This window comes from Polaromonas sp. P3_C2, assembly GCF_056402675.1.
This window is the reverse complement of the sequence record NZ_JBFUGX010000022.1, coordinates 1-15,868: the sequence shown is the minus strand read 5'-3', so window position 1 is coordinate 15,868 and position 15,868 is coordinate 1. Positions and strand designations below refer to the sequence as shown.

Annotated in this window: 15 protein-coding genes and 1 pseudogene; 11 read left to right on the top strand and 5 right to left on the bottom strand. The window is 62.8% G+C overall.

Annotated features, from left to right (window positions below; all coding sequences use genetic code 11):
- Positions 1-1,867 (top strand): hybrid sensor histidine kinase/response regulator (locus AC1DWI_RS02230; RefSeq protein WP_477724313.1); only part of this gene is annotated, 1,867 nt, incomplete at its 5' end.
- Between the two features lie 85 nt (positions 1,868-1,952).
- Here the strand turns inward: AC1DWI_RS02230 and AC1DWI_RS02225 are convergent.
- On the bottom strand, positions 1,953-3,425 hold the full coding sequence (locus AC1DWI_RS02225) for a cryptochrome/photolyase family protein (protein ID WP_477668343.1): 1,473 nt from the start codon (positions 3,423-3,425) through the stop codon (positions 1,953-1,955).
- Positions 3,426-3,534: 109 nt separating this feature from the next.
- Between AC1DWI_RS02225 and AC1DWI_RS02220 the strand changes: the two genes are divergently transcribed.
- The 6 genes from AC1DWI_RS02220 to AC1DWI_RS02195 all read left to right on the top strand — a co-directional run bounded on the left by AC1DWI_RS02220 (position 3,535) and on the right by AC1DWI_RS02195 (position 8,152).
- Positions 3,535-4,122, top strand: a complete 588-nt coding sequence (locus AC1DWI_RS02220; RefSeq protein WP_457281035.1) for a YqgE/AlgH family protein — start codon at positions 3,535-3,537, stop codon at positions 4,120-4,122.
- Positions 4,119-4,541, top strand: coding sequence for a Holliday junction resolvase RuvX (gene ruvX, locus AC1DWI_RS02215; RefSeq protein ID WP_477668342.1), 423 nt, complete (start codon positions 4,119-4,121; stop codon positions 4,539-4,541). Before AC1DWI_RS02220 ends, ruvX begins: the two co-directional genes overlap by 4 nt.
- Positions 4,538-5,041: a bifunctional pyr operon transcriptional regulator/uracil phosphoribosyltransferase PyrR gene (pyrR, locus tag AC1DWI_RS02210; protein ID WP_477668341.1), complete on the top strand. Its 504-nt coding sequence runs from the start codon at positions 4,538-4,540 to the stop codon at positions 5,039-5,041. Before ruvX ends, pyrR begins: the two co-directional genes overlap by 4 nt.
- Positions 5,042-5,107: 66 nt before the next feature.
- On the top strand, positions 5,108-6,070 hold the full coding sequence (locus tag AC1DWI_RS02205; protein ID WP_477668340.1) for an aspartate carbamoyltransferase catalytic subunit: 963 nt from the start codon (positions 5,108-5,110) through the stop codon (positions 6,068-6,070).
- 16 nt (positions 6,071-6,086) lie between these two features.
- Positions 6,087-7,394, top strand: coding sequence for a dihydroorotase (locus AC1DWI_RS02200; protein ID WP_477668339.1), 1,308 nt, complete (start codon positions 6,087-6,089; stop codon positions 7,392-7,394).
- Positions 7,395-7,408: 14 nt separating this feature from the next.
- Complete coding sequence (locus AC1DWI_RS02195; protein ID WP_477724312.1) at positions 7,409-8,152, top strand: lysophospholipid acyltransferase family protein; 744 nt, start codon at positions 7,409-7,411, stop codon at positions 8,150-8,152.
- Between the two features lie 24 nt (positions 8,153-8,176).
- On the opposite strand, the gene AC1DWI_RS02190 is transcribed toward AC1DWI_RS02195, so the two are convergent.
- Positions 8,177-9,256, bottom strand: a complete 1,080-nt coding sequence (locus AC1DWI_RS02190; RefSeq protein ID WP_477668337.1) for an ABC transporter ATP-binding protein — start codon at positions 9,254-9,256, stop codon at positions 8,177-8,179.
- A 124-nt stretch (positions 9,257-9,380) separates the two neighbouring features.
- On the opposite strand from AC1DWI_RS02190, the gene AC1DWI_RS02185 reads away from it, so the two are divergent.
- On the top strand, positions 9,381-10,991 hold the full coding sequence (locus tag AC1DWI_RS02185; protein WP_477668336.1) for an ABC transporter permease: 1,611 nt from the start codon (positions 9,381-9,383) through the stop codon (positions 10,989-10,991).
- Positions 10,992-11,056: 65 nt separating this feature from the next.
- Here the strand turns inward: AC1DWI_RS02185 and AC1DWI_RS02180 are convergent, their stop codons facing one another.
- Complete coding sequence (locus AC1DWI_RS02180; protein WP_477671801.1) at positions 11,057-11,230, bottom strand: hypothetical protein; 174 nt, start codon at positions 11,228-11,230, stop codon at positions 11,057-11,059.
- A 173-nt stretch (positions 11,231-11,403) separates the two neighbouring features.
- Here AC1DWI_RS02180 and AC1DWI_RS02175 point away from each other — a divergent pair, with 173 nt between their 5' ends.
- From AC1DWI_RS02175 to AC1DWI_RS02165, 3 genes and pseudogenes are all read left to right on the top strand, one after another.
- Positions 11,404-11,625: a CsbD family protein gene (locus AC1DWI_RS02175; protein ID WP_477668334.1), complete on the top strand. Its 222-nt coding sequence runs from the start codon at positions 11,404-11,406 to the stop codon at positions 11,623-11,625.
- 69 nt (positions 11,626-11,694) lie between these two features.
- Positions 11,695-12,266: pseudogene (locus AC1DWI_RS02170) on the top strand (hypothetical protein).
- Between the two features lie 441 nt (positions 12,267-12,707).
- Positions 12,708-14,123 carry an MFS transporter gene (locus AC1DWI_RS02165; RefSeq protein ID WP_477668332.1) on the top strand — a complete coding sequence of 472 codons (1,416 nt, stop codon included), beginning with the start codon at positions 12,708-12,710 and terminating at the stop codon, positions 14,121-14,123.
- Here the strand turns inward: AC1DWI_RS02165 and AC1DWI_RS02160 are convergent.
- On the bottom strand, positions 14,120-14,932 hold the full coding sequence (locus AC1DWI_RS02160) for an ABC transporter ATP-binding protein (protein WP_477668331.1): 813 nt from the start codon (positions 14,930-14,932) through the stop codon (positions 14,120-14,122). The two genes, AC1DWI_RS02165 and AC1DWI_RS02160, sit on opposite strands and share 4 nt — an antisense overlap.
- Positions 14,929-15,708 carry an ABC transporter permease gene (locus AC1DWI_RS02155; protein WP_477668330.1) on the bottom strand — a complete coding sequence of 260 codons (780 nt, stop codon included), beginning with the start codon at positions 15,706-15,708 and terminating at the stop codon, positions 14,929-14,931. Before AC1DWI_RS02155 ends, AC1DWI_RS02160 begins: the two co-directional genes overlap by 4 nt.
- Between the last annotated feature and the right edge of the window lie 160 nt (positions 15,709-15,868).

Below are 15,868 nucleotides of genomic sequence, written 5' to 3'. Positions count from 1 at the left end.
CCGCATGGTGAACCAGGCTGGTGAGGTCATGATCACGCGCTCCCGGCTGGAAGCCGAACTCAGCCAGCTCCGGGGCTCGCTGAACGACATGAGCGGTAACTTGAACCGCTTGCGCCAGCAGCTGCGGGACATTGAGTTGCAGGCTGAAACCCAGATGCAGTCGCGATTGGCTCAGGCCAAGGAAGCCCAGGCTGGGTTTGATCCGCTGGAGTTCGACCGCTTTACCCGCGTACAGGAACTGACGCGAATGATGGCCGAGTCGGTGAATGACGTGGCAACCGTGCAGCGCACCTTGCAGCGCACGGTGGAAGCCACCGAAGACGACTTGATCGCCCAGGCTCGCCAAACCCGAGAGCTGCAACGCGACTTGCTCCGTACCCGCATGGTGGAATTCGAAGGCATCTCCGAGCGCCTGTACCGCGTAGTGCGCCAAGCGTCCAAGGAAACCGGCAAGCAGGTCCGCCTGGACTTGCTGGGCGGTACCATGGAAATGGACCGCGGCATGCTGGACCGTATGACGCCGGCCTTTGAGCACTTGCTGCGTAACTGCGTGGCCCACGGTATTGAAAGTACGCAGGTTCGCACCGATGCCGGCAAGGACCCGGTCGGCCTGATCACCGTTCACTTGCGCCAGGAAGGTAACGACGTTTCTGTTGACTTCAGCGATGACGGCGCCGGCTTGAACCTGGCACGTATCCGCGAAAAGGCCATCAGCCTCGGGATGATCACCGCTGATCAACCGCTGGAAGACGGCGACGCCGCTAACCTGATTTTCATGCCCGGCTTCTCTACGGCCGCGCAGGTGACCGAGCTGGCAGGACGCGGCATCGGTATGGATGTAGTCCGCTCTGAAGTCAACGCGCTCGGTGGCCGGATCGAAACTTCCACCGTCGCCGGTCAGGGAACGCACTTCAAGCTGGTACTCCCGCTGACTACTGCTGTGACGCAGGTGGTGATGATCCGCTCGGGCAATCTCTCAATCGGCGTACCTGCCAACGTTGTGGAAACCGTCAGGCGCGCTTCGGCCAAAGAGCTGCAGCAGGCCTATAACACCGGCACACTGGAGATTGCCGGCGAGTCGATGCCCTTCTTCTGGTCCGGTGCATTGCTGCAGGCCTCGCACCACAGCGCCGAAGCCCAGGGCAAGACCACACCGGTCGTGATTTTCCGAAGCGCCGCACAGCGCATTGCCCTGCACGTCGATGAAGTGTTGGGCAACCAGGAGGTTGTGGTCAAGAACCTGGGCCCGCAGTTGTCCCGTTTGCCCGGCCTGGCCGGTATGTCAGTGCTGGCTTCCGGTGCGGTCGTGCTGATTTACAACCCGGTTGCGCTGGCTTCCGTGTATGGCCAGCAGGCGCGCGCATGGAGTTCAGACCGGGCCGAGCCGCACATGCTTGAAGGCTCCGGCGCTACCGCGGCAACCACCGACGGCGGCAGCGGCAGCGTCGCGAAAAGGACGATGGCGGCACCTGTCGCCCCGCAGATTCCGTTGATTCTTGTGGTCGATGACTCCATTACGGTTCGCCGGGTTACGCAACGTCTGCTTCAGCGTGAAGGCTACCGTGTCTCCATGGCGGCCGACGGTCTGCAAGCGCTTGAACGCCTGCAGGAAGAGCGGCCGGCCGTGGTGCTGTCAGATATCGAAATGCCGCGCATGGATGGCTTTGACCTGGCGCGCAACATCAGGGCTGACGTGCGCCTCAGTAACCTGCCCATCATCATGATCACGTCCCGCATCGCCGAGAAGCACCGTGAACATGCCAAGGAGCTGGGCGTCGACCACTATCTGGGCAAACCGTTCTCTGAAGAAGAGTTGATGAGCCTGGTGCGCCACTATTGCGCTGCCGAGACCACCGCGACCGCCTGAGGTAAAAAAGCAGAAAAAAGCCTGTAGCCTAGGTAGGACGTGCGCAAGCAGCTCCTAAAATAATAGCAAGGCCTGAGAGTTTCTCTCAGGCCTTTTTTACGACCGCATAGCGCTGCAGGGTCAGCGCCCGCGCTTCGTCGTGCTGCACGATGGGCATCGGGTAGTTTTGGCCCAACACCACGCCCGCGGCGGCCAGCTCCAGCGGTTTCGCAAGCCAGGGGCTGTGTAGCGCCTTGTCTGGCAGCTGTGCCAGCACTGGGAGGTATTTGCGGATAAATTTCCCGTCAGAGTCGAACCTCTCGCTCTGGCTGACCGGGTTGAAGATGCGGAAATAAGGCTGCGCGTCACAACCCGTGCTTGCCGCCCACTGCCAGCCCCCGTTGTTGGCTGACAGGTCAAAGTCGTTGAGCTTTTCGGCAAAGTAGCGTTCGCCCCAACGCCAGTCGATGCCGAGGTCTTTCACCAGAAAACTGGCAGTCACCATGCGCAGGCGGTTGTGCATATAGCCCGTCTGATTAATCTGGGCCATTGCCGCGTCCACCAGCGGGTAGCCCGTCCGGCCTTCGCACCAGGCCTGGAAAAGCACTTGGGCTTTGTCCCCGCTCTCCCACTGTATCGCGTCATAGTCCGGCTTGAACGCGCTCCCGACGGCGTGCGGAAAATTGGCAAGGATCTGCGCATAAAAATCACGCCAGATCAATTCGCTGAGCCAGGTGGCGGCACCTTCATTCCCTCGATTTGCAGCGTTCAAAGCCAACGCAGCCATGTGCCGTATCGACACCGTGCCGAACCGAAGGTGCACACCCAGGTAACTCGGGCCCTTGACGGCAGGGAAGTCTCGTACCTCCTTGTATTGCGCCATGCGGCCAACGAAATCCCCCAAAAGCCGGGCACCGCCTTCACTGCCCGTGGGGATTTTCAGTGCCGACAGGTTGCTGGCCTGAAACCCCAGCTCGCCCAGCGATGGGACAGGGCGCCTGCTTGCCGATACCGGTGCCAAGGCCGTACCGTACTTTTCGACGGGATAAGCTTTGAGGTAAAAATCGTCCACCTTCTTCAGCCAGGCATTTTTGTAAGGCGTGAACACGGTGTAAGGCTTGCCCGCCAAGGTCAGCACCTCCTGGCGCTCAAAAATAACGTGGTCCTTGAAGCTGTAAAAGGCCTTGCCCCCGGCCTCGAGCGCCGCCTGTACTGCAGCGTCGCGCGCCAGCGACTGCGGCTCATCATCGTGATTGGCAAAGACGGCATCGGCGCCCAGCTCTGCCGCCAGCCGCACCACCGCGTCCACGGCACCGTGATGGGCCGTCAACAGGCCGGCGCCGAGGCTGCCAGCCGCTGCGCCCAGCCTCTGCAGTTGGCCATCCAGGCTCAGTACCGATTCCTGTATGAATTCCACGCGGCGGTCAGTTCGGGGCAAAACCTCCAGAATGGTTTTGTCAAAAACAAATGCGCAATACACCTGCTTACATGCCTTTAGCGCGTGGTACAGAGCAGCGTTGTCCTGAACCCGCAGGTCGCGCCTGAACCACATCAACCCCGTTTCATACTTCTTGTGCATCCGGCCATCGTAGCGAAAAGCAGCTATCCGGCCGTAGATCCCCCGCGAATTGGCGGGTGGCCGGCAGGGTGGGCTCCCCGCGCCGTCCCGTCCGGCGTAAAATCCCGCCATGGCCACGGATTCTGCATCGATCAACCTCACGCACCACTTCCTCATTGCCATGCCGGGGATGGATGATGAAGCTTTTGCCAAGAGCGTGGTGTACATGTGCGAACACAGCGACCGGGGTGCGCTGGGGCTGGTCATCAACAAGCCCAGCGATATCAATCTCAAGAACCTGTTCGACAAGGTCGAGTTGCCTCTGCGGCGCGACGACCTGACCCAGTCCCCGGTATTCCAGGGCGGCCCGGTCCAGACCGAACGGGGCTTTGTTCTCCACGAATCCATGATGCCGGGCAACGAATCGGTCTATGCCTCGACGATGACGATCCCCGGCGGCCTCGAAATGACCACCTCCAAAGACGTGCTGGAAGCGCTCTCCACGGGCGCCGGCCCGCGCAGGGTGTTTGTCTCCCTTGGATATTCGGCCTGGGGTGAAGGCCAGCTGGAATCGGAAATCTCGGACAACAGCTGGCTCACGGTCGCAGCCGACGTCGGTGTGATTTTCGACACACCGGTAGAGCAACGCTACGACAAGGCGCTCATGCTGCTGGGCCTGCAAAGCTGGATGCTCTCTCCCGAGGCCGGTCACGCATGAGCCTTGCGGCCATGCCTTCCCCTCGGGCCACTGGCCTCCAAACCTTTCTGGCTTTCGACTTCGGTCTCAAGCGCACCGGCGTTGCCACCGGCAACGTGCTGACCCGTACCGCCACCCCCCAGCCCACCATCAACGCTGAAGGCAGCGACGCCCGCCTCAAGGCCGTCGAGACGCGCATCAAGGAGTGGCAGCCCGACGCCCTCGTCGTCGGCGTGCCCTTTCACCCCGACGGTGCCAGCCACGACAATACCGCGCGGGCGCAGAAGTTCGCCCGTCAGCTTCGCGGGCGCTTCGGCCTCCAGGTCTTTGAGGTGGATGAGCGCTACAGCACCACYGAGGCACTCGCCGGCGGCGCAGCGGATGCCGATGCGGCCTCGGCCTGCATCATCCTCGAGCAGTTTTTAAGGAGTTTCCCATGAGCAGCCTGACCCTTGACGCCGAGGCGCTATACAGCGACCTGCTGCGCAGCATGCGCCAGCAACTGGCGTCCTATCCCTTGCCGCCCAAGCTGGTCGGCGTGGCCTCCGGCGGCGCCTGGCTGGCGCAGCGCCTGCAAAAAGACCTGGGCCTGGAGGGCGAGGCCGGTGTGCTGTCTTCCTCCATGCACCGCGACGATTTCTCGCAGCGGGGACTGGCCTCCAGTGGGCAGACTTTGCTGCCCTTTGACGTGAACGGCGCTCACCTCGTCGTGGTCGACGACGTGCTCTACACCGGACGCACCATACGCGCCGTTCTCAACGAATTGTTTGACTACGGCCGGCCCGCCAGCGTCAAGCTGGTCGTACTGGTAGACCGCGGCGGGCGCGAGCTGCCGGTGCAGCCCGACCTGGCGGTGGCGCGCGTGGCCTTGCCCGCCTCGCAGTCGCTTGAGCTGGCCCGCGCAGAGGACGGCAAGTTCAGCTTCCAGGTTCAGGGCTGATCGTCACCATCACTATTACTGCCAGGCCACCCCCAAAAAACCAAGAGACCCCAAGGAGTCCATCACATGCTGTATCGACGAAATCCGCAACTCAACAAAAACGGCGAGCTGATCCACCTGCTGTCGATTGAAGGCCTGCCCAAGGCTACCTTGACGCAGATCCTCGACACCGCCGCCAACTTCGTCAGCGTCAACAACCGCGAAGTCAAAAAAGTCCCGCTGCTGCGCGGCAAGAGTGTCTTCAATCTTTTCTTTGAAAACTCCACCCGCACCCGCACCACCTTCGAAATCGCCGCCACGCGGCTGTCGGCCGATGTCATCAACCTGGACATCGCGCGCTCATCGGCCTCCAAGGGCGAGTCGCTGCTCGACACCATCGCCAACCTGAGCGCCATGGCCGCCGATCTTTTTGTGGTGCGTCACAGCGAATCGGGCGCACCCTACCTGATTGCCCAGCACGTCGCACCGCATGTGCACGTCATTAATGCCGGCGACGGCCGCCACGCGCACCCCACGCAGGGCCTGCTCGACATGTACACCATCCGGCACTACAAGAAAGATTTCAGCAAGCTCACGGTCGCCATCGTCGGTGACGTGCTGCACTCGCGCGTGGCGCGTTCCGACATCCACGCACTCACTACGCTGGGCTGCCCCGAAGTGCGCGTGGTCGGCCCCAAGACCCTGGTGCCCGCCGACATGGCGCAGATGGGCGTGCGTGTCTGCAATACGCTTGAAGAAGGTATCAAGGATGCCGACGTAATCATCATGCTCCGGCTGCAGAACGAACGCATGTCCGGCGCGTTATTGCCCAGCAGCCAGGAGTTCTTCAAGAGCTTCGGCCTCACCACCGAAAAATTAAAACTGGCCAAGCCCGACGCCATCGTCATGCACCCGGGGCCCATCAACCGCGGTGTGGAAATTGATTCCGCCGTTGTCGACGGCACGCAGAGTGTGATCCTGCCGCAAGTGACTTTTGGCATCGCAGTCCGAATGGCGGTGATGAGCATCGTTGCTGGGAATGAAGCCTGAACGCGGAGAAAAAAGAATGAAAATACTCATCAAGAACGGCCGCGTCATCGACCCGGCTTCCAAGTTCGACGAAATCTGCGACGTGGCAATTGCCGCGGGCCGCATTGTTTCGCTCAAAAGCAACCCCGCCGATTTCGCACCCAACAAAACCATTGACGCCACTGGCTGCGTCGTGGCTCCTGGCCTGATCGACCTGTCGGCCCGTCTGCGTGAGCCCGGCCACGAGCACGAAGGCATGCTCGAAAGCGAACTCGCCGCGGCTGTGGCCGGCGGCGTCACAAGCCTGGTCTGCCCGCCCGACACCGACCCGGTACTCGACGAGCCCGGCCTCGTTGAAATGCTCAAGTTCCGCGCCGAGAAGCTGCACCAGTCGCGCGTGTTCCCGCTGGGTGCGCTCACGCGTGCGCTCAAGGGTGAGACGCTGACCGAGATGGTCGAGCTGACGGAGTCGGGCTGCGTAGGCTTCAGCCAGGCAGAGGTGCCGCTGGCCAACACGCAAGTCATGATGCGCGCCCTGCAATACGCCTCGACCTTCGGCTACACCGTCTGGCTGCGCCCGCAAGAGATGTACCTGGGCAGCGGCGTCGCTGCCAGCGGCCCGCTGGCTACACGCCTGGGGTTGAGCGGCGTGTCCGTCGCCGCCGAAACCATCGCGCTTCACACCATCTTCGAGCTGGTGCGTGCCACCGGCGCGCGCGTGCACCTGTGCCGCATCAGCAGCGCCGCAGGCGTGGCACTCGTGGCCAAGGCCAAGGCAGAAGGCCTGGCCGTGACTTGCGATGTCAGCATCAACAGCCTGCACCTGACCGATGTGGACATCGGTTACTTCGACAGCCGAATGCGGCTGGACCCGCCACTGCGCCAGCAGCGCGACCGCGACGCCATCCGCCAGGGCCTGGCCGACGGCACCATCGACGCGCTGGTGTCTGACCACACGCCTGTTGACGAAGACGCCAAGACTTTGCCCTTTGCCGAAGCCGAGCCGGGCGCCACAGGGCTTGAGTTGCTGCTGGGCCTGGCCTGCAAATGGGGTACTGACAGCGATGCTGGTCTGCAGCGCGCACTGGCGGTGCTTACGAGTGAACCCGCGCGGGTGCTGGGCAATGCGCTTGGCACGCTGCAGGCCAGCGCGGGGCAGCTCGTTAAAGGCGGCGTGGCCGATATCTGCATATTTGACCCCGCCGGTGAATGGACAGTCGAGCCCGCCGCCTTGCGCAGCCAGGGCAAGCACACACCGTTCTCGGGCCACCAGATGCCTGCGCGCGTGCGCTGGACGATCGTGGGCGGACAGCTCGCTTATGAAGCTCCTGACGCTTCACACTGAGGCGCTGCTTCCGTATGAAATGGCTTCACTTTTGTGGGACCTTGTTGCGCGCCATCGTGCATGCCGTCCAGGGTTTCTGGACGATCAAGACTGCTTTCCCCAAACTTCCCCAGGCTGAGCAGGAGGCCCGCGTACAGGCATGGGCCGGGGCCATGCTGTGCATCGTGGGCATTGAACTGGTGGTCAATGGCACGCCGCCGGCCACCGGCCCGGTGTTGCTGGTGGCCAACCATATTTCGTGGCTGGACATCCTGGTGATGCATGCCTCGCGCCATTGCCGCTTTGTCTCCAAGGCGGATGTGCGGGACTGGCCCTTTGTGCGCACGCTGTCAGACGGCGCGGGTTCCCTCTACATCGAGCGCGAGTCGCGGCGCGATGCTCACCGCGTCGTCACGCAAATGGCGGACCGCCTCCGCGYGGGCGACATCCTGGCGGTGTTCCCTGAAGGCACGACGGGCGACGGCATCACCCTCAAGCACTTTCACGCCAACCTTATCCAGGCGGCCATTGAAGCGTCTGTGCCGGTGCAGCCGGTGGCACTGAAGTTCATCGACGCCGCCAGCGGCGCGACCAGCTTCGCCCCCAGTTATGTGGATGACGAAACCCTGGTCGGATCGATTTGGCGCACCCTGACTGCGCCGCCGCTCAAGGCGGTCGTTACCTTTGGCGAGGTGCAGGCCCCGCAAGGCCAGACCCGCCGGGTGTGGGCGCAGGCGCTGCGGGAAGATATTGAGCGTCTGAGGCAGACGCAAGGGTAAAGTGGCCGGCGGAGCTAAGCGCGGCTAGGGCGCAGCAACGGTTTCACGGGGAAAGGTCACCACATGGTCGACCTCGGCACGTATGCCTATCCACTCGCCCAGCGCATGGTTGTGGTGCGACGGCACATGCGCCATCACCGTCTCGCCCGTCTGCAATTTGAGCGTGTACAAAAACTCCGAGCCGCGAAACGCCTTGCGCACGATCTGCGCTTTCACTGGTGCGTTGTCGTCATGCACGATGTCGTCGGCACGCAGCAGCACATCGCACAAGCCGCCGGCGTACGCCCCGGGCAGCGGACACTCCAGCATGTCCGTCAGGTCACCCAGCGCGGTGTGCACCACCACGTCGTCGCCGCGCTGCTCGATATGCGCTTGTGCGAATACCCCGTGGCCGATGAAGTCAGCCACAAATCGGGTGGCAGGGCGGTGGTACAGCGCATAAGCCTCATCCCACTGGTGCAGTTTGCCCTGGTGCATCACGCCGATGCGGTCCCCGATGGCAAAAGCTTCGAGCTGATCATGCGTGACGAACAGCGCCGTCGCGCCGGCCGCCTTCAGGATGCCGCGCACCTCGTGCGCCAGGCGCTCGCGCAGGTCCACGTCCAGGTTGGAAAACGGCTCGTCCAGCAACAGCAGGCGCGGCTGCGGCGCCAGCGCGCGGGCCAGTGCCACACGTTGCTGCTGGCCGCCCGAAAGCTCATGCGGAAAGCGCTTATGCACATTGCCCAGGCCGACCAGCTCCAGCACGTCTCCGACGCGCTGCTTGCGCTGAGCGGGCGTCAGATGAGTGAGCCCGAAGGCGACGTTGTGCGCAGCATCAAGGTGCGGAAACAGCGCGTAGTCCTGAAACACCATGCCGATGCGGCGGGATTCGGCCGGCACATGCAAGGCGGCGGTGCTCACCACATCCTTTGCCAGCGTAATGCTGCCAGCATTGGCCCGTTCAAGGCCAGCCACTGCGCGCAGCAAGGTGGTTTTGCCGCAACCTGAAGGCCCGATCAGAACCCCGATTTCCCCGGCCTGAAGGCTGAACGACACGCCGTCCACGGCGGGCTTTGTGCGACCGGCGTAATGCACGCCCAGCTGGGAGATATCCAGAAACATGCAGGTAATTGTAGATGCTTACAATTCTCATTTGCAGTGACTGACTGCAAAAGCGTGGCGAACGCAGGCGGGGGCAGGGCTCCTTCCCGCGAGAGGCCTTTTTGCTGAGGCTTTCCGGGGCTCCATGTTTCGCCGATATTTCCCTTCTGTTGTGCTGTTTTTGCTGGTCGGGCTGCTGACGCTGCCGGTGTTGGCCGTGGCTCTGTCCTGGCTGCAGTTCAACGGCGAAGCGCAATCCATCCTGCTGCAGATGCTGCAGACCGTGCTGCCCGACTACACCCGGACATCGCTGACGCTGTGCCTGTGTGTGGCGTTCGGTGTGGCGGTGGTAGGCATGGCGACCGCCAGCACGGTCACCTTGTTTGACTTCCCGGGGCGCCGGGTGTTTGAGTGGGCCCTGCTGCTGCCGCTGGCCATGCCGGCCTATGTGTTGGCCTATGCGTATACCGACTTTCTCCAATACGCCGGTCCGCTGCAGACCTGGCTGCGCGCCAGCTTCGGCCTGCAGGGCCGGCTGCTGCCCGAGGTGCGCAGCCTGGGTGGTGCCGTACTGGTCTTCACCGTCGCGCTCTACCCCTATGTGTACCTGCTTGCGCGCACGGCGCTGTCTGAGCGCGCCGTGCACCTGATGGAAGCCGCACGCCTGCTGGGCGCACCGCTGTCGCGCCGCATCCGTGGTGTGGCGCTGCCGCTGGCGCGCCCCGCCGTGGCCGCCGGCGTGGCGCTGGCCCTGATGGAAACTTTGGCCGACTTCGGCGTCTCCAGTTATTTCGGCATCCAGACCTTCACCGCCGGCATCTACAAGGCGTGGCTCTCGATGGACAACCGCATCGCCGCGGCGCAGCTGGCGACCGTGCTGCTGTTCTTCGTCGCGCTGCTGCTGTGGATAGAGCACAGCGCGCAAAAGCGCATGCGCTTTGCCACCGGCCGCGGCGCGCGCGCCGGCGCGCAAGACGCGGCCCCCGTGCAGTTGCGCGGCCTGCGCGCCGTTTCGGCCTGGCTCGTGTGCGCCGTGCCCATCGCGCTGGGCTTTGTGTTGCCGGTGCTCTTTATGCTGCGCCCGCTGGTGCTGGGGTGGGACAACCTGCTTTGGGACAAATTCATTGGCTGGACGCTCAGCAGCATTGGCCTTGCAGGCTTGAGCGCACTGTTGGCCACCGCGCTTGCCTTGGGCCTGGCCTTTGCGGTGCGCCGGCAGCCGGGCCTGCTTACCCGCGCTGCCGTGCACCTGGCGGGTCTGGGTTATGCCGTGCCCGGCGCGGTGATTGTGGTGGGCCTCCTGCTGCCCGTGGGCTGGTTGCAGGCCGCTGCGCCGCAGACCAGCGCGGGCTATTGGGTCACCGCCACCATCCTCGGTGTGGTCTGGGCTTACCTGGTGCGCTTCAGCGCCGTGGCACTGCAAAGCCTGCAAAGCGGCTACTCGCGCATCCCGGCCAGCTTTGACGACAGCGCGCGCATGCTGGGCACCAGCGGCCTGGGCATCCTCAGCCGCGTTCATTGGCCGCTGCTCAAGCGCTCGGTGGCGGCAGCGGGCCTGCTGGTGTTTGTCGATGTGATGAAAGAGCTGCCCGCCACGCTGGTGCTGCGGCCCTTCAACAGCGACACCCTGGCCGTGATCACCTACCAGCTCGCGCGCGACGAGCGGCTTGGTGAGGCCGCCTTGCCCGCGCTGGCGCTGGTGCTGGTGGGTTTGCTGCCCGTCGCGCTGCTCAGCCGCACGCTGCGGTCAAAGTAAACGCAACCAGGCACTTCCCGTCAGCCGCACTCAGGCCTTGGCCTTGATGTAGCGGTATTCCTGCATCAGGCCGCCAGAGCCGCAGGCTTCGCCACGGGCTGCGATTTTTCATCTTTGGTGTCGCTGCCGTCCACCACCTTGATGTCGAAATAAAAACAGTTCTTGCCCTGGCCGGCGTGCCATGCAGTTACGTTCCGGCCAGGAAGCCGTTGCGAATTTTGTTGCTTTTCTTCGCGCAATGGCACGTTCTCGCAGCGCGGCGCCGAGCCTGTAAGCATGAGCCTACGCTCATCAAATACGGGGGCCTACGGTGGGAGAAAAAGAACGAGCGTACGGTGTGAACATGCCGCCCGGACGACATGGGACATAAGTGCGACGGGCGAATTTATCAACTGACGTTCAGGAGAACACCATGAACAAGGACCGCGTGGAAGGCAACTGGCTTCAATTCAAAGGCAAAGTCAAAGAACAGTGGGGCAAGCTCACTGACGACGACCTCGATGTAGTCGCCGGCAAACGCGACCAGTTGCTGGGCCGCATCCAGGAGCGCCACGGCCTCAGCAAGGATGAGGCTGAGAAGCAGGTCGCCGCCTGGAAAGACCGCAACCCGACCGATTTTTTTGARCGCTATTGATCCGCCGTTGAGCGTTCCAGCGTCCATCCATAACCAATCCATAACTCCAACTCATCCAAAGGAAAATCCATGAAAACCAAATTACTGATGCTGACCGCTGTGATGTCCTGTGCTTTTGCCGGCCAGGCCCTGGCTATGACCAAAGAGGAACATAAAGCCGAGAGCAACCGCATCTCGGCCGACTACAAAGCCGGCCGCGACAAGTGCGCCACCTTGAAAGACAATGCCAAAGACATCTGCGTGGCCGAAGCCAAAGGCGCTGAAAAAGTCGCCAAGGCCGAACTGGAAGCACAGTACAAGCCCAGCCCGCGCAACACCGAAAAGGTGGCCCTGGCCAAAGGCGATGCCGCCTACGACGCCGCCAAGGAAAAGTGCGACGACCTGAAAGGCAATGAGAAGGACGTTTGCGTGAAAGATGCCAAAGCGGCCCACGTCAAAGCCAAGGAAGACGCCAAGGTCGCCAAGACCTCAGCCGACACCAGCAAGAACAAGACTGAAAAGTGACCGAAGCCAAGAAGGACGCCAGCGCCGAAAAGCGTGAAGCCGACTACAAAGCCGCCAAGGAGCGTTGCGATGCGCTTACCGGCGCCCCGAAGGACACCTGCCAGAACGACGCCAAGGCCAAGTTCGGCATGAAGTAAGCGGCGGAGCCTGCTACCCGAGGGTGGCAGGCCTTCCTCCAGAACGGCGCGTGAAACCGCCGGAATCACCCGGGATGCCGAGGCATCACCGGGTTTTTTCGTTTTGCCCTCCTGTTGCGCCTCTCTTGCTTCACCCCGCTTGTTCGCCCGGTTCCTCATTTGCTATTAATTCAGGAGCTGCTTGCGCAATATACATAAGGGCTTCGGCTACTTTTTTCATAAGAAATCAGCCTGCTGGTGGTGCGGGCGTGACGGCGCTTGTAGAGCCGCAGCCGGCTGCGCCACGGGGATGCGGCTGGCGTCGTCGGTTCCCCAGAATCCAAGGAGCACACTGGGACAGGGCGCCGGCTCCGGCGTGCATCGGGGTCGCGCTCTTAAAATGAGAGCTTCGCGGCGGCCAGAGATTCAGCTGTTTGCCGCCCGCCACAACCAAAGGTCTCAATGCTTGTTCAGGATGGTTTGCCCGCTCGCGAACGCTTGCGTGCGTTGCTGGTCATCGTTCTCGGTATTGTCATGGCGGTGCTTGACGGGACCATCGTTAACCTGGCGCTGCCGGACATCGCCCGTGAACTGAACGCCGCGCCCGCCCAGTCCATCTGGGTCATCAACGCCTACCAGGTCGCCACGCTGGCGCTCTTGCTGCCGCTGGCCACATTAGGCGACATCATCGGTTACCGTCGCGTTTACCTGGCAGGCATGGCCGTGTTCACGCTGGCCTCGCTGCTCTGTGCGCTGGCTGATTCATTGACCACACTGGCGCTGGCCCGCGTGCTGCAGGGCTTGGGCGCGGCTGGCCTCATGAGCGTCAACACCGCGCTGGTTCGGCTCATCTACCCAAAACACCTGCTCGGCCGCGGCATCGCCATCAACTCGCTGGTGGTGGCCACCGCCTCGGTGGCCGGCCCGTCGATTGCGGCCGGCATTCTTTCCGTCGGTTCGTGGCCGTGGCTGTTTGCGCTCAATGTGCCGTTCGGCCTGATGTCGTTGTGGTGGGGTCGAAAGGCGCTGCCCGAGAACACCGCCAAGGCAGAGAGCCTCAAGCTCTCGCCGGTCGATGTGGTGCTCAACGCCCTGATGTTCGGCCTGGTGTTCCTGGGCGTAGACGGCCTGGGTGTACGCGTGGAAGCTGTGCCGGGTGCGGCATCATCCTTGTGGCTGCCGCTGGCCGAGCTGGCCGCCGGAATCGTCATCGGCGTGATCTACGTGCGCCGCCAGCTGGCCATGCCCGTGCCGCTATTTCCGCTTGATTTGCTGCGCATTCCCGTGTTCGCGCTGTCCATGGGCACGTCGATAGGCGCCTTCTGCGCGCAGACGCTGGCCTATATCTGCCTGCCCTTTTTGCTGCTGGGCAGCTACGGCTTCAGTCACCTCGAGGCGGGCTTGCTGCTCACCGCCTGGCCGCTGGCGATTGTGGTGACTTCGCCGCTGGTGGGCCGGCTTATAGGGCGCTATCCAGGCGGCCTGCTGGGCGGCGTTGGCATGGCCATGCTCTGCCTGGGGCTGGTGTTGCTGGCCGTGTTGCCCGCGCATCCGGCGCAGGCCGACATCGTCTGGCGAATGGCGCTGTGCGGCATCGGCTACGGCCTCTTTCAGTCACCCAACAACCACACCATCATCACCTCGGCGCCCGCACACCGCAGCGGCGGCGCCAGCGGCATGCTGGGCACGGCACGTTTGACGGGACAGACATTGGGCGCGGTTTTACTGGCGATGATTTTTGCCGTGTCCAGTCCCGGTGAAGGCGGTCAGGGTCCCTTGATCGCCCTTTGGCTGGCCGCTGCCTTTGCCGCCACGGCCGGTGTTTGCAGCGCCCTGCGCATGACGCAGGCAGCACGACCCAAAACTCAGACGGATTAAACGGCGGGCGCCTGCAGGCCCGCCGCCCGGTGCACTTCGACGCGGATTTCTTCGGTAAGTTTTGCCTTGAGATCCGTGAAAACCGGTGTCGTCTTTACCAAGTAATGCCGTGGATGCTCCAGGGGCACCGCAATGTCGCACTTGATGCGGCCTGGTCTTGCGCTCATGACGACCACGCGGCTGCCCATAAAGATGGCCTCATCGATGTCATGCGTCACGAACAGCACGGTTTTCTGCTCGGCCTCCCAGATACCTTGCAGCAGCTCCTGCATCAGCTCACGCGTCTGATGGTCCAGTGCGCCGAAGGGCTCGTCCATCAGCAGGATGCGCGGGTTGTTGGCAAGGGCACGAGCGAGTGCTGTGCGTTGTTGCATGCCGCCTGAAAGCTGTTTGGGGAAATGGTTCTCAAATCCCTGCAGTCCGACCTTCTTGATGAATTGGTGCGCGATATCGTGCTGCTTTTCCAGTGGCATGCCTTTTTCCCGCAGGCCAAAGCAGACGTTTTGCAAAATCGTGAGCCACGGAAAGAGCGTGTAGCTCTGGAACACCATGCCGCGGTCCGCGCCYGGGCCCGCTATGGGTTTGCCGTCCAGCACGATGGTGCCGCTTGTGGGAATGTCCAGCCCGGCGACCATGCGCAGCAGGGTGGACTTGCCGCAGCCTGAAGGACCGAGGATGGTGATGAAGTCGTTCTCGGCAACCGCGAGGTCGGTGGCTTGCAGCGCGACGGTGCCGGGGCCCTTGTTGGCGGCAAAGGTTTTCGACAACTGGGTGACGGTCAGGATCGGTGTGGAGGAAGAAGAAGTCATCGGCCTAACTGAGCCCACGGGAAAAGTTTTCTATTGAGCGCTTTAAACGCCAGGTCGGTGACCAGGCCGAATACACCAATGACGATGATGCCGAAGATGATCTGGTCTGTCGCCAGCAGTGCCTGGCTGTCGGTGATCATGTGGCCGATGCCGCTGGACGCGCCTATCAGCTCCGCGACGATCACATAGGTCCAGGCCCAGCCCAGTACCATGCGCAAGGTCTCGGCAATCTCGGGCGCTGCACTGGGCAGCAGCACGCGCACCACGATGCCGCGGTCGGCCGCGCCCAACGTGTAGGCCGCCTCGACCAGGTCGCGCCGCGTGTTGCCGACACTCACGGCAATCATCAACACCAGTTGAAAGAAGGAGCCGATAAAAATCACGGCGAGCTTCTGTGCCTCACCAATCCCGGCCCACAAAATCAGTAGCGGAATAAAAGCCGAGGCCGGCAGATAGCGTGCGAAGCTCACAAAGGGTTCAAAGAACGCTTCGACCGGTTTGTAGGCGCCCATCATCACGCCGAGCGGCACTGCCAGCAAGGCCGCAATCGCAAAGCCGCCCAACACCCGCCAGACCGTCATGCCGATGTCCTTGGCGAAACCCTGGTTGGCCAGCAGGTCGTAACCTGATTTCACCATGGTGATGGGGTCCGCCAGGAATGTCTTGGAGACATAGCCCCCCAGCGTGAAGATGGCCCACACGACAAAGAACAGGATGAAGAAGCTCACACCCAGCGCGATGCGCGCGCCGGGAGTGACAGGTTGGAGTGGTCTCATGCGCGTAACCTGGTAGCGGCGCTTGCCTTCGCCAGGGCCAGCGCGGAACCGGCTTTGCCGGGCCGCTGGTGGCGCCCCCTTGAGGGGCTGAGAGCCGCGGCTCCAAGCCTGCCCGCGCAGGCTTGGACGGCTCGGAAGAGCCGCCGCCTCTGGCGGGCGG

Bases quoted from the DNA above. Each gene is read 5' to 3' on its own strand.
- AC1DWI_RS02185 (WP_477668336.1), top strand. From the start codon at position 9,381: ATGTTTCGCCGATATTTCCCTTCTGTTGTGCTGTTTTTGCTGGTCGGG.
- AC1DWI_RS02225 (WP_477668343.1), bottom strand. From the start codon at position 3,425: ATGCACAAGAAGTATGAAACGGGGTTGATGTGGTTCAGGCGCGACCTG.
- AC1DWI_RS02220 (WP_457281035.1), top strand. From the start codon at position 3,535: ATGGCCACGGATTCTGCATCGATCAACCTCACGCACCACTTCCTCATT.
- AC1DWI_RS02200 (WP_477668339.1), top strand. From the start codon at position 6,087: ATGAAAATACTCATCAAGAACGGCCGCGTCATCGACCCGGCTTCCAAG.
- pyrR (WP_477668341.1), top strand. From the start codon at position 4,538: ATGAGCAGCCTGACCCTTGACGCCGAGGCGCTATACAGCGACCTGCTG.
- AC1DWI_RS02205 (WP_477668340.1), top strand. From the start codon at position 5,108: ATGCTGTATCGACGAAATCCGCAACTCAACAAAAACGGCGAGCTGATC.
- AC1DWI_RS02165 (WP_477668332.1), top strand. From the start codon at position 12,708: ATGCTTGTTCAGGATGGTTTGCCCGCTCGCGAACGCTTGCGTGCGTTG.
- AC1DWI_RS02155 (WP_477668330.1), bottom strand. From the start codon at position 15,708: ATGAGACCACTCCAACCTGTCACTCCCGGCGCGCGCATCGCGCTGGGT.
- AC1DWI_RS02190 (WP_477668337.1), bottom strand. From the start codon at position 9,256: ATGTTTCTGGATATCTCCCAGCTGGGCGTGCATTACGCCGGTCGCACA.